This is a genomic window from Neisseria sp. 27098_8_158, from assembly GCF_041433145.1.
GTDB lineage: Bacteria > Pseudomonadota > Gammaproteobacteria > Burkholderiales > Neisseriaceae > Neisseria > Neisseria subflava_E.
Genome location: NZ_JAPWAZ010000001.1, coordinates 455289 through 467718, shown reverse-complemented (window position 1 = coordinate 467718; position 12430 = coordinate 455289). Strand labels below are relative to the sequence as shown.

Annotated in this window: 13 protein-coding genes; 6 read left to right on the top strand and 7 right to left on the bottom strand. The window is 41.8% G+C overall.

The genetic code is table 11. The features are described from left to right. Window positions 1–37: 37 nt before the first annotated feature. Entirely contained in the window at window positions 38–697 is a 660-nt protein-coding gene (locus O3681_RS02280) for a hypothetical protein (RefSeq protein WP_234394576.1), read from the bottom strand. Between the two features lie 493 nt (window positions 698–1190). On the opposite strand from O3681_RS02280, the gene O3681_RS02275 reads away from it, so the two are divergent. Together O3681_RS02275 and O3681_RS02270 are read left to right on the top strand one after the other, a co-directional pair. Further along, the gene (locus O3681_RS02275) at window positions 1191–3134 is read left to right on the top strand and encodes a PEP/pyruvate-binding domain-containing protein (protein WP_371459182.1); all 1944 of its coding nucleotides are present in this window, start codon (window positions 1191–1193) and stop codon (window positions 3132–3134) included. A gap of 91 nt (window positions 3135–3225) precedes the next feature. Then, the gene (locus tag O3681_RS02270) at window positions 3226–3858 is read left to right on the top strand and encodes a histidine phosphatase family protein (RefSeq protein ID WP_314590755.1); all 633 of its coding nucleotides are present in this window, start codon (window positions 3226–3228) and stop codon (window positions 3856–3858) included. Window positions 3859–3914: 56 nt separating this feature from the next. On the opposite strand, the gene O3681_RS02265 is transcribed toward O3681_RS02270, so the two are convergent. Both O3681_RS02265 and O3681_RS02260 read right to left on the bottom strand, forming a co-directional pair. Continuing rightward, entirely contained in the window at window positions 3915–4493 is a 579-nt protein-coding gene (locus O3681_RS02265) for an NAD(P)H-dependent oxidoreductase (RefSeq protein ID WP_254346425.1), read from the bottom strand. Window positions 4494–4837: 344 nt separating this feature from the next. Then, window positions 4838–5098 (bottom strand): hypothetical protein, encoded by a 261-nt coding sequence (locus tag O3681_RS02260; RefSeq protein ID WP_371459181.1) that lies wholly within the window; start codon window positions 5096–5098, stop codon window positions 4838–4840. Between the two features lie 40 nt (window positions 5099–5138). Here O3681_RS02260 and O3681_RS02255 point away from each other — a divergent pair, with 40 nt between their 5' ends. Next, window positions 5139–5342 carry a hypothetical protein gene (locus tag O3681_RS02255; protein ID WP_371459180.1) on the top strand — a complete coding sequence of 68 codons (204 nt, stop codon included), beginning with the start codon at window positions 5139–5141 and terminating at the stop codon, window positions 5340–5342. A gap of 57 nt (window positions 5343–5399) precedes the next feature. Here O3681_RS02255 and O3681_RS02250 read toward each other — a convergent pair whose 3' ends face one another. Next, window positions 5400–6251, bottom strand: a complete 852-nt coding sequence (locus O3681_RS02250) for an MBL fold metallo-hydrolase (protein ID WP_371459179.1) — start codon at window positions 6249–6251, stop codon at window positions 5400–5402. Between the two features lie 97 nt (window positions 6252–6348). On the opposite strand from O3681_RS02250, the gene O3681_RS02245 reads away from it, so the two are divergent. From O3681_RS02245 to O3681_RS02235, 3 genes are all read left to right on the top strand, one after another. Beyond that, a complete protein-coding gene (locus tag O3681_RS02245; RefSeq protein ID WP_109428280.1) occupies window positions 6349–7335 on the top strand; it encodes a GlxA family transcriptional regulator in 987 nt (328 codons plus the stop codon). A gap of 357 nt (window positions 7336–7692) precedes the next feature. Then, window positions 7693–8358 (top strand): ferric reductase-like transmembrane domain-containing protein, encoded by a 666-nt coding sequence (locus O3681_RS02240; protein WP_371459178.1) that lies wholly within the window; start codon window positions 7693–7695, stop codon window positions 8356–8358. Beyond that, window positions 8261–8578, top strand: coding sequence for an FAD-binding oxidoreductase (locus O3681_RS02235; protein ID WP_234394571.1), 318 nt, complete (start codon window positions 8261–8263; stop codon window positions 8576–8578). The genes O3681_RS02240 and O3681_RS02235 overlap by 98 nt, the downstream gene beginning before the upstream one ends. Window positions 8579–8944: 366 nt before the next feature. Here the strand turns inward: O3681_RS02235 and virB11 are convergent, their stop codons facing one another. The 3 genes from virB11 to O3681_RS02220 all read right to left on the bottom strand — a co-directional run bounded on the left by virB11 (window position 8945) and on the right by O3681_RS02220 (window position 12375). After that, window positions 8945–9964, bottom strand: a complete 1020-nt coding sequence (gene virB11 / locus O3681_RS02230) for a P-type DNA transfer ATPase VirB11 (RefSeq protein ID WP_049329383.1) — start codon at window positions 9962–9964, stop codon at window positions 8945–8947. A gap of 71 nt (window positions 9965–10035) precedes the next feature. Beyond that, entirely contained in the window at window positions 10036–11715 is a 1680-nt protein-coding gene (locus O3681_RS02225) for a type I secretion protein (RefSeq protein WP_371459177.1), read from the bottom strand. 18 nt (window positions 11716–11733) lie between these two features. After that, window positions 11734–12375: a hypothetical protein gene (locus O3681_RS02220; protein ID WP_371459176.1), complete on the bottom strand. Its 642-nt coding sequence runs from the start codon at window positions 12373–12375 to the stop codon at window positions 11734–11736. Window positions 12376–12430: the final 55 nt, after the last annotated feature.

Below are 12430 nucleotides of genomic sequence, written 5' to 3'. Positions count from 1 at the left end.
TGGGCAAGGTCGGCATGTTCTTGTTTGCTTAGTTGGATCATGGTTTAATTTCCTCTAAAGTAACGGTAATACTAAAAAAATCATTGACATTATGAGGTCCCGGTCCATAACCTTCCAAAGTATTTTCCCCAAAATCAGGGGCTATTCTTTCATCTGGTAAACCATCTTCATTTTTATCATACGGATACCCTCGCTTCCAATAATATTTGGTCAGTGTTTTTTCTTTTTCAAGATTTTCCATTACATCGCTGATATTGAATTCAGTTTCTTCCTTTTTACCAGTCGCCTTAAATGAAGCTCCAAAATTTTCAGGCTTCCACTGGCAGACACCTTCTCCGAAATAATCTTCATCCAGTACAGCATCAGCATAGAAGAGTACTTCGTATTCATCATGTCCGACCAAATTCATTTTGATTGGAATATTTTTTTCAGGAGATGCCTTCGCACCTGCCAACCGACTAATGGTATAAGAACAATTTCTTGCTGCATAACCAATATACATATCGTTTATAGGTTTCATCGGCCCCGGTGCATTATTAATCTTAACCTTGATCCTGTATGGTTGTTTCGGCTCGGGGTTCAATTTGAAACGTGCTTCTGTTTGTTCTTGGACACTCATATTATTTCTATCCGTACAAGCATTTAGGCTAAAAGTTGACAATAAAGCTGCAGATAGCAGCAGGATAAAAGGTTTCATCAGTAAAATCCTTATTCAATATCATGAGCAAATTAAATATTACTTTAAGATAACTTGATCAGGATACATTCATGTTCGTTGATTGTCTGATGCTTCAACGTATTTACACGTTACTCTAAATTGTGGTTTATAACAATATTCAGACATCTTAACTAAGATGATACTGATGGTAAATAGATAGTGATTAATGGGGAAAATACAGTCTGAATGGTAATATTTAAGAAATATTGGAAATTCTACTTTACCTTATCCTACTCATCGTTTTTTCTATTTCTTCTTCCTTCTTCTAAATTTCAATAACTTGTTTTAAAGTATTCAGGTCCATGAATATTTTAGGAGTGTTGACAATCTAAAAGACCGTCTGAAACGTAATTTCAGACGGCCTATTTAATATCAGATGATAAAACTGATTTATCCAGGCAACAAACAGTTTGATTTAGATTTTTACAATAGGTATATTTCTTTTCATCTGATTTGGATAACCGACAACATCATGAAACCTGCTTTTTGCCTCCCAATATTGTTTTTACTTTCAGCATGCCGTCCTGAAGCTGAGACAGTCGATACGGCTGCACCAACGGCGCGTAAGCCTTCTTATTACGAGTCTGAAAAGCGTCAAACTGCAGTCACTCCAGTTAAAACACAAGTTCCTGCGTTATCTGCAATCAAAAGCCAAGCCGATTTTGACTTACTTTCGCGTATCTATGAGCAAGGTAATGAATATGAAATTCCTCATATCCTCTTTCTCATCGATCGTGAAGACGACGGCCGTACCGACTACATCAATACTCCCAAATTTCGGCTGCACGAGCACTATCTGGCTACTATCTTGAAACCCATGCTGTCAAAATCTGAATTGAATCAACAATACCGTAGTCCTAATCGGCGTTATCTGTTTGGTACTATCAGTTGGCAGAATAGTACTCAGGAATATGTTTATGAGTTTTGGGAAGGAGATAAAATCACGCCTGAATTGTTGAAATTGGCGGCAGGCCGTCTGAAAGACAGTTTCTACGCTCCGTTGCGTTATAAAACCAATTCTTTATGGCAGGAAACCGTTGCTGAACAAAGCAAAGTTCCTTTTATTACACAAGAAAGTTTGATTAAGAATTTCCCCTATCTGCCTCTAAACCAAGGCAAAGCGATAGGCACATTACGCGTTATTGCCAAAGAAGATGATCTTTATAATGTTGGCGCCGACGATATTATTATTTTGAAAGAGGTTCCCCTAGAGCTGCCACCTGTGGCAGGGATTATCAGTGAGAAACCATCCACTGCACTATCGCATGTGAATGTATTGGCACGCGGCTGGGGGATTCCCAATATTTACCTTAAAGACGCAGAAAAAATCCTAGCCCCATATATTGGCCGTCGTATCGAATTTGAAGCGACTGCTAAGCAATACCGAATTGTCCAAAACAACCGGAACACTACCAGCAAAAGCTTTTCAGACGGCCTTACCCTGCCTCAACCTGATGTTTCCGATTACAGCCTTCGAGCTTTGGCAAACCTGCACCGTGATGACAGCCGTTACTGCGGCAGTAAGGCTGCCAACCTCGGCCATATCCGCGCCCATATTGCAGGCAGTAATGTACCTGACGGATTCTGCATTCCCTTTGCTTACTATCAAGCCATGATGGATAGACTGGGTATTAACGCGGCAACACTGATACAAATCGAAACGCAAAGTGGTGGAGACAACCGCAAGCGCCGCACTGCTTTACTCACACTGCAGAAAAAAATTACCGATGCCGAAATCCCATCGGAATGGAAACACAGATGGGCTGAACAATGGCGTAGTCAATTAAACAGCAAAGGCGTGTTTGTCCGCAGCTCCTCTAATTCCGAAGACCTGCCAAATTTCAGCGGCGCAGGGCTGTACACCACCGTGCCAAATGTGACCGATGAAAACGCGTTGGTCGAAGCGGTGAAGCAATCTTGGGCTTCCGTCTTCAATTACAGCACATACGAAGCCCGCCGTATTGCCGGACTGCCTCACGATAGCGTGAAAATGAGTGTCTTTGTGCAACAAAGCATCAATGCAGATCTCTCAGGCGTGTTGGTTACCATCAATCCCTATGATACTGCTCAGAAAAACAGCTCCTACATTGCCGCCAAACGCGGGTTGGGTATTCGTGTCGTTGAAGGCAAACGGGTAGCCGAACAGGTGGTCTATAACCGTCGCAATGATTCTGTACAACGTCTCAGCTCCTCTAATGAAACCACAGCGTTGCAACTGGATAAAAACGGTGGAGTACGGGAGGTGCCCGTAACCAGTGGCAACGTGATGAATCAAGAACAAATACGTCGCCTTGACCAAACCGGCCAACGAATCAAACAGCTATTTGCTAATGGCGAGCAGGATATCGAATGGGCGTTTGACAAGGGTAAGCTTGTTATCCTCCAGGCACGACCGTATCTAAACGGCACACGTTAAAGTAAAAAGGCCGTCTGAAATTATCGTTTCAGACGGCCTTTGCATCATAAGTTAGTTATACCCTATACTTCCCGTTCTCCAAGGAATTATGATGTCAAAACAGCTCACATTTTATTTTATTCGCCATGGCCGTACCCAATGGAACGAACAGGGGCTTTTGCAGGGATCCGGTAATTCACCACTGACCGAACAAGGGATTGCAGGAGCTCAGAAAACCGGGGCGGCGCTACAACAAGTAGAATTTACCGCTGCTTATTCCAGTATTTTACAACGCGCCATTGATACGGCTGGCCATATTATCGGTCAGCGTCCTATTCCTCTTTTTCAGCACTGTGGACTAAATGAGCAATCTTTTGGAAGTTGGGAAGGTATGCAGATCGCTGACCTGCGGAAGTTAACCGAATTCAGACAACTGACCAATGACCCGGCATCTTATAAAGCATTAAGCAATGGTGGCGAAACCTTTGAACAATTAGCAGTACGTGCAATGGCCGCCCTTTACGATATCATTAAAGTACATCAATCGGGAGCCAATATTTTAGTGGTATCGCATGGACATACCTTGCGGCTTTTATTATCCTTACTAGGCGGAGCGACTTGGGAAAACCATCGTGATGAGGGTAAATCCGTGTCATTGTTAAATACTTCGATCAGTATTGTGAAATACAATAGTGAAAGCGGTTTTCATATTGAGCAACTTAACGATGTAGCTCATTTACAATGATTACAACCATTAAACAATAATAAAAAGGTGGGCATTTTTACCCACCTTTTTTGCCATTAGCCGAACACTTTTTCCAAGTGTGCTTGGTAGTCTGCTAAGTATCGTGCTACTTGTGGATTTTTAATCACATCGTTACATAAGAATGTCGGCAGACGGGTCAAGCCGATGAATTCGTTGAGTTTGTGGAAGTGCATGTATAACGCATCCACACCTTTGCCTTCGAAAAAGTCTCCTTCACGAGTGAACGCTTCAATCGGGGCATTCCATGTAAGTGAAAGCATGTGTTTTTTGCCTTGCAACAAACCACCTGTGCCGTAGCCTTCGGTTGGATTGACACGATGGCGGCCATCACTGTGGTAAAGTTTGCCGTGTCCAGCGGTTAATACTTCGTCTATGTATTTTTTCACTGTCCAAGGTTCGTGCATCCACCAGCCCGGCATCTGCCAAATCACTGCATCCATCCATAAGAATTTTTCGATTTCTGCTTCAACATCATAGCCGGCATCAATCACGGTTTCTTTTACATTGTGTCCAAGTGCGGTCAAAATTTCTTTCGCTTTTTTGTGAAGCGTGTGGTTCAATTCGCCATGTGAATGCCCGAAATCTTTACCACCGTCTAATAATAAAATATTCATCTTCTGCTCCTACAACAAATAATTCTGAAAAATGAGGGCTTCAATTATGCCTTTTTACTGCATCTTTTAAAAGTACATTGGCTTGCACGCTTTTACAGACCATAAAGGGAAATTTATCATACCTATCATTAGCATTCATCATTCTTCTTCAACCAAACAAGCCTTTTCAATCAGCTCCCTAACCCAGCGATACGCAGGATCTTTATGTGTCCGTTCGTGCCAAATCAATGTTTTGGTGAAGCCTTGAATTTCAAGGGGGGGGGGGCTCAAAGCGTTTAAGATTGTTTAAATGAGTAATCAAGCGCTCAGGCACGACTGTCAATAAATCACTTTGCTCCAGCAATTCAGGCAAGACAATAAAGTTTTGTACCGATAGGCTGACATTTCTTTGTAGCCCCATCGCTTGCAGGGCTTGGTCGGTAACACCGCTGAAGCTGCTGCCATGATAGGTAGAAAATCAAGGCTTGCTCTAACTGGCAAAATTGCTCAAGGGTAAGTTCTGTTTGTTGGGCTATTGGGTGATCGTGGCGAACGGCACAAATATAGCGTTCGTCATACAAATTTTTTGCGTGAATATCCTGTGCTTGGAAGTCTAGTGTAACCACCGCAAAGTCAATTTACTGCTGTTCAAGCTGATTTTGTACGATGCTTTCATTAATCGCCAACACCACCACTTTAATTTTCGGCGCTTGGATTTTAGAAAGCCTGCCTAACAACCGCGTGCGTGTATTAACCGAAGAAAGCCAAATCGGCAAACTCGCCAAAGGCTTGGCAGAAACTGTGCCAAATCCAATGGTAAACGGCCATCAAGCATGGTTAGACGGTTTAACAAAAGCGGCGAAAAAATAAAACAACCTGCACTTTAAAAAGCAAAGTGCAGGCTGCTTTAGGGTAATGAGCCGTTTATCAATCCAGTTTCAGGATTTCTCCGTCTTCCGGAACGTTCACACGGCTTTCAATGCCTTGACCGCGTATAAATTTACGCATATCGGCGCGGCTGACGGCGGTATGATTCACGGTATCCATGTGTACGGTGATGATTTTGGCTTTAGGCATGACTTGGCTGGCTTTTAATACATCAGCCGTCCCCATAATAATGCCGTCTGAAATGCCTGAAATCAGCGCGTAGCCCGTGTTCATAATCAGATAATCGGGTTTGTAGCGGTTCAATGCTTTGTTTACATCTGCCGTCCACACAGTATCACCCATAATATAAGCGGTTTTGTGTCCGCTGCTTTGGAATACCACACCCATTGCATCACCTAAGATTTCGGCTAGCTGCGGGTTGGCATACATGGCTTCTGTACCATGTACGCCGCCGGTTTTGCTGATGGTTACGCCGTTGAAGACAGTGCTGCCGTTCAACACGCGTACATCAGTAAAGCCTTGGCTGCGGATTTTTGCCGCGTCGGCTTGGTGCTGCACATATACGGGCAGTTTTTTCGGAATGGAACGTGCGGCGGTTTCGTCCCAATGGTCTTCGTGGGTATGGGTAACGATGACTGCATCCACACCGTCCAAAATTTTATTCACGCTCATCGGCAGCCCGACCAGCGGCATTTTGGCTTGGTTATTGAACGTGCCGGCAAAGCCGTTCATGGAATGCTTGGGGGCAAAAAACGGGTCAATCAAAAACGTCTGCCCCGCATATTCGACCTTGGCGGTAGCGTTACGGATATGTTGGTATGAATCGTCTGCCCAAGCGGAAAAGGCTGTCGCGCCCAAAACAGTGGCAAGAATAAATTGCTTGAATTTCATGATGTTGCTCCTTAAAAAATCATGGAGCGTATTTTAAGCAGCAGGTGTATCGGCTAAAATAGGCAATATTGCCAACAAACGCAAGGATAGTGCCAAAATGTCGTCTGAAAACGAGCGTAACGAGTTTCGCCAAAATCAAGCTGTTCCCAAAATCGTGTTATATGCTCAATCGGGCATGAATGATTTTGTCTTCAACATTCCCTTTTCTGTTTTTCAGACGACCTATCGGGACAATCCGCTCTTTGACCTGAAAATCTGTTCCGATGACAGCAAAGACGTTATTACGGCACTGGGCGCAAGCATTCCCGTACACGGCGGCTTGGATTTGACGGAAGAAGCCGACATCATCGTCATCGCAGGCTGGCGCAATATTGAAGAAGCCCCGACACCCGAGTTGAGCGCGCATTTACAGAAAGCAGTACAACGTGGTGCACATATCACCGCCCTATGTTACGGCACTTACGCCCTTGCCTACACAGGACTTTTAGACGGCAGAACCGCCGCGACCCACTGGCTTGCCGAAGACGACTTTGTCCGCCGTTTCCCTAAAATTCATCTGGATACCAACCGCCTTTATGCGGAAGACGGCAACTTTTTAACATCGGCAGGTGCGGCGGGCGGGCTGGATTGTTGCCTGTACCTCATCCGCAAAATCCACGGTGCAACCGTTGCCAACGACCTTGCCCGTACCTTGGTTGCGGCACCACACCGCGAAGGCGGGCAGGCACAGTTTATCCACCGACCTGTCGAACGTCGTACTGCCGATGACAAAATCAATCACTTATTGGACGAACTGCGCCAAAACCTTGCGACCCCATACCGCTTGGACGATTTGGCAAAAAAATTAGCTGTTTCCCGCCGAACCTTTATCCGCCATTTTTCTCAAGCCACAGGCATGAATTTCGGTGAGTGGCTCACAACAGAGAGGCTATGGCAGGTGCAGGATTTATTGGAAAATACGGATTTGCCGATAGAACGCATCGCCGAACAAAGCGGCTTCGGCAGCGCGGCAAACCTACGTTTGCAGTTTAAAGCCAAGTTTAAAATCAATCCGAATGCCTGGCGGAAAGTATTTGGCAGATAGCTCTCGTTAGTCAATCCAAGATACCTGGGTGCAGGCTGCTTTGGAGGTCATCTGGAAACCCAAAAAGCAGCCTGTACTTTTCAGACGGCCTCAACAGGTAAACCCTTCCCGCCCTTACCCACACCAATAATTTCCATCTAATTTTCCCCACATACAATCCCCGCAAACGGCACAGGCCGCTTCATATTCCCATCCATAAGGAACAACCAAAATGAGAAATCTCAAACTGACCTTAGCCGTCTTTTTCGGCGGCATATTCGCTTTATGGCTGTTTGCCGCGCCATTTCCAGACAAGTGGGTGTATTTCCCATACGCAACCTATTATTACAGTTCACCAGTAGCATCAGCATACTGGCCATGAGTGCTTGTATGATTCTTGCAGTACATCCCAAAATGTTGGAAGGACTATTTGGCGGATTGGATAAAATGTACCGCCTGCATAAATGGTTGGGCATAATTGCCCTTTCAGGCAGTATCCTGCATTGGACCAGTAAGCAATTTCCCAAATGGCTGGTAAAACTCGGACTGTTTGACGGCAAAAAGCCGCCGCGCCCGCCGATGCAGGAAGTCTTGACTTTAAAAGATTGGTTGGTTACCCAGCGTCATTTTGCTGAAGAAGTGGGTGAGATTGCTTTTTACGTTGCAGTCGTCTTATTGGTTATCGCACTGATCCAACTTATTCCCTACCGTTGGTTTGCCAAACGTCACATCTTAATTGTCCCAGTCTATCTTGCACTTGTATGGCACACCATTGTATTGGCAAACTTTACTTACTGGGCTCAGCCACTTGGCTGGTTGCTGGCTACCGCCCTATTCTTCGGTAGTATTTGTTCGCTCCCCGCCCTCTTTAAACGCATTGGTAAACCGCAAACGGCAACAGTAACTGCCATGAACCAAAACGGCTCCCTTCTTTCACTTACCCTGAATGCGCAAAAATGGCAAGGCACCAGCCGGTCAATTCCTCTTTTTACCTGCACATGGAGAAAGCCACCCATTTACCATCGCTTCCAACTGGAATCCTGAAAATCAACAAATCAATCTTATTATCAAAGACTTGGGAGACTACACCCATCGTCTGCCTCAACGTTTGAACATCAGCGATACCATTCAAATTGATGGTGCATATGGCCGCTTCAATTTTTCAGATAAAAATGAACAAATTTGGGTGAGTAACAGTATTGGTTTTACGCCTTTCAAACGATTGACTGGTTCCATGCCGATAGAAATTTATCTGCAGAAATAATCGACCAATGGAAAGATTTAGCTCAACAAGCGAATGTTACGTTCTACTATATTCCTTCTGAAACTCAAAGATTGTCCACTGATCATATTGCACAAGGCGTTCAGAATAGTAAAACTCGCAGCCTATGGCTTTGTGGTAGTCATAATTGCAGGAAGTCTTAAGACACTCTCATTGCATCAAGAGCTGTTTGAATTCCGCTAAATGAACCTGATGGTTTTAAGTAGTAAAGCATTAAGGCCGTCTGAAAGATTTTCAGACGGCCTTTAAGCCACAACCTTAACAACATAAACCTACGGTTGCTTTTTATGTTTCACACATTCTGTATCATCCAAATGATATATTGCTTCAATTGCATCATGTTCAATATCAAGTTTTGATAGGATTAAAATCAATACCCGTAATATAACGTTGTCCAGCATGAGCTTTAATGTGCACAACAATATCAATGGTCTGTCTAAGCAGGTTTTTAATAACTTCAAACTCCAGACCACTTCCTTCTGGTGAAGCTTTTACCATTAATGCTAATTGATCCCATGTTTGTTCCGTGCTACCAGCATGGCAACTTGTAATAGATCCCGGGTGTCCAGATGCACAATTTCGAATAAAATAAAATGATTCGTCACCACGTAGCTCTGCTAGAATAATTCTATCTGGCTTCATACGCAGACAGGATTCCATACAACTTTTTGCCGTAATATTTGAACTACCTTGTCCACCTTTTGAGTAAAGTAAATGAACTACATTTTCATGAGGAATAAATAGCTCCCTAGCATCCTCAATGCTGATTAGTCGCTCACTTAAAGGAATGTGATTAACCAATGCTTTCATGAAAGTAGTCTTACCGCTACCAGTTGCACCTGAAACGACTATATTCTTTTTATATTCAACGGCTTTTTTAAAAAATTCTTCGTAGTTCCGATTGTTCTTCAGTTCTACTAATTCCTTATCTTGAGGAGATAATTCTCCATTTAACTCAATAATCTGACTAAAGAAACCATCTTTACTATACTGACTTAAGCTCTTTGTGTGTTTTGATGGCAAACGGATCGTAATTGAAGCTTTTCCTGCATCACAGGCAGGAGGAATCACAAATTGGGCACGTTGTCCTGTTGGGAATGTCAACGATACCATCGGCTCTGCCTCTGTAATTCGTTGACCAGTATTACTTTCATTAACAACAGCAGTACAGAACTGACGTGCCCTATCAAAGTTTAGCGTATTTACTTCTACCTTTTTCCAACCCTGAGAGGTTTCTAAAAATACCTCTCCTGGTCTATTAATACAAATCTCAGTCACATCAGGATCTTTTAAGAAAGAGGTAATTCCCAATACTTCATATTGATAATCTAAGAAATCTGCTGAAATTGTTGAGTTTAATTCATCCATATTTAAAATAAGTTTATTCAAAAATTTAATTACAATAATATTTGAACCTTAGCTGTATTTTTCATTTTAGCCTAAGAAATACTCAGCCCTCTGGCTTGTGTTAACTGCTTTTGTTGTGTTTCTAATTCAAATTGCTGAGTTGTTGCTTGTACTTTGATAATACTCTCCTCTATCGGAGTAACCGCAGCTTTCTGCATATCCACAGAAGCAGTTCTTAATTCAGGAGCCTTATCACCAATAAGAATATGTCCATTTTCTTTGATATTAATAAGAGATGCACCTCTCATTTTGTTTGCGTACCCTTCAGCAGCCAGCGCCATAGCAATATTATCTAGGCTTCTTTCATCGTAGATAATATCTTTTTTATTACAGAATTCAGTAAAAATTTTTTTACTCTGCTGATAGATATTTTGGGCATTTTGTGGGATTGCTTCCAAATTCAAAGGCTGATTAGTGTACATATCATCCCCATTGCTAGGAGCTGGAGTATGAGCCATGTTGGTATTCCGAGGTTGACGCAAAATCTTAATACCATCTATTCCCGTAGCAGAATGTACTCTAACAACATCATTATATTGGCCTGTTTTTTGGCCTGTTTTTTGTTCTTTTAAATGAATTCCTAAATCACCATTTTTGAAATTTTCAATTTTAAGACCATTTACATCTAATGTCCCTGTATTTCTATCCCATTCATATACCATTCTAGCACTACGGTAAACGAAACGGTTTGGTTGAGATAAATCACGTACACCACCCTGTAATATATGGCCATTTAATGACACTTCACCCTTGCCGTCTGAATCTCGGATAATATCTAAATTATCAGCACGATATTTGTCATGTCCTTTACCACCAAATAATTTATCTCTTCCGGAATTACCGGCTAAAACATCATTACCACTACCGCCTAATAAAATGTCATTTTGATTAGTACCTTTTAGAATATCATCACCGGCATCTCCATACATATATGCACCACTTTTTAAGAAAGTCTTAGATCTGCCTATTAATAAACTATCACGGCTATATGATCCATCAGCAACGACTTTATTGTTACCCTTATTTCCAAAAGTGTCATAATTTGCCATATGTTTAACAAATACTTGTTTATCTTCCGGCCTTAAGAATGCCTCAGAAAAGTCTTTGGCAAAATTGGTACGGGTATTCAGAAAGTAATAAATATCCTTTTCATAATAACTCAATTTAATCGATTCATTTTCTTCTGAATTTGGACGCATACCATACATATTTTGGCGAGCAATCAAATCCTTAACTTGCTCAAAAGATTTACCCTTGATATAAGGATAAAGATCACCGCTAATTTTAGTACTATAGGCACTTCCATTATTTCGCTCTTCATAAGCAATCATACGTGCTTCATTAAAGATTGCCTCTGCTTCTCCATAGCCTCGTGCTTGAGCATAAGCTTTAGCAGTATTATAATAACTCGCTGATTTAGCCTGATATTTACCCAATGCATGTCCTATTTCATGGGCTACTGCTGTGGCAGTAGTATACTTTGAACCTGGTAGAAAATAGATATTTCTATCTTTAGAGTTATAGTATGCATTACTCTTGCTATCTTTAGCTTCGAAAAAACCTTGTCCGTTACTGCTAAACTGATTAATTTGTCTAACCAGCTCATAATCTGCCTTTATCCTGTCCAATTCTGACATAGTGGAATTGAACCGTTTATTATGAAAACCTAATATTCTTAATTGAGTTTCTGCTTTTTCGTTTAATTTAGTCATTATATATTAGTCTCTGTATCAATAACCCATTGGACTCATTTCTGTATTACTATAAAAAGTAAATGCTGTAATTGCTCCAGAACCGTTGTTTGCTGCAATTATTTCACGACCATTTTCACGCCAGTAGTAATCAACCAGCTCTTTAATCGGGTCAGTTCCACGTCGTGGATAATAATCTCCATACTCAGGAGGCATTTCTTTCTCCTTAGGCTTTGGTAAAAAATCAGGAAATCTGTTTTCAGGAAAAATACTTATTTTTTCTTTGAAATATTGTTTGGTCGGTAAAATAATGAAACTGGTTTTATATGAGGTATGACGTACTGCCACATATAATCCAATAGGGGAAGTAAAATTTTCGAAATGATTATTAACATGTCCTTCAACAACTGGAATTTGCCAAATATCTTCTAATTCTAGCGCATACATTGCATACAGGCAGTCATCTTTAAAAGCCGTATCATACATCTGCTTGATTAGATCATCCCGATTTTCCACTTTGTGCAACATACTTCGGCAACGATTGCGCACTTGTTCCATAGTTATTTCTTTTTCTATATTCTGCATCTTGGAAGAATCCTTAATATTTTTATTACTAATCTGCGGAGTACAGGAAGTCATCAAGCATACAGTTAATATGGCTGTAATTGCCAATAGCTTCATATAAATTCCTTTTTAGTCATTTTGCAAATTTCATTTTCAGACGGCCTCGAACTTT

Excerpts from the sequence above, each read along its gene's own strand:
- O3681_RS02280 (WP_234394576.1), bottom strand. The coding sequence starts at position 697 with ATGAAACCTTTTATCCTGCTGCTATCTGCAGCTTTATTGTCAACTTTT.
- O3681_RS02275 (WP_371459182.1), top strand. The coding sequence starts at position 1,191 with ATGAAACCTGCTTTTTGCCTCCCAATATTGTTTTTACTTTCAGCATGC.
- O3681_RS02270 (WP_314590755.1), top strand. The coding sequence starts at position 3,226 with ATGTCAAAACAGCTCACATTTTATTTTATTCGCCATGGCCGTACCCAA.
- O3681_RS02265 (WP_254346425.1), bottom strand. The coding sequence starts at position 4,493 with ATGAATATTTTATTATTAGACGGTGGTAAAGATTTCGGGCATTCACAT.
- O3681_RS02255 (WP_371459180.1), top strand. The coding sequence starts at position 5,139 with ATGCTTTCATTAATCGCCAACACCACCACTTTAATTTTCGGCGCTTGG.
- O3681_RS02250 (WP_371459179.1), bottom strand. The coding sequence starts at position 6,251 with ATGAAATTCAAGCAATTTATTCTTGCCACTGTTTTGGGCGCGACAGCC.
- O3681_RS02245 (WP_109428280.1), top strand. The coding sequence starts at position 6,349 with ATGTCGTCTGAAAACGAGCGTAACGAGTTTCGCCAAAATCAAGCTGTT.
- O3681_RS02240 (WP_371459178.1), top strand. The coding sequence starts at position 7,693 with ATGAGTGCTTGTATGATTCTTGCAGTACATCCCAAAATGTTGGAAGGA.
- O3681_RS02235 (WP_234394571.1), top strand. The coding sequence starts at position 8,261 with ATGCGCAAAAATGGCAAGGCACCAGCCGGTCAATTCCTCTTTTTACCT.
- virB11 (WP_049329383.1), bottom strand. The coding sequence starts at position 9,964 with ATGGATGAATTAAACTCAACAATTTCAGCAGATTTCTTAGATTATCAA.
- O3681_RS02225 (WP_371459177.1), bottom strand. The coding sequence starts at position 11,715 with ATGACTAAATTAAACGAAAAAGCAGAAACTCAATTAAGAATATTAGGT.
- O3681_RS02220 (WP_371459176.1), bottom strand. The coding sequence starts at position 12,375 with ATGAAGCTATTGGCAATTACAGCCATATTAACTGTATGCTTGATGACT.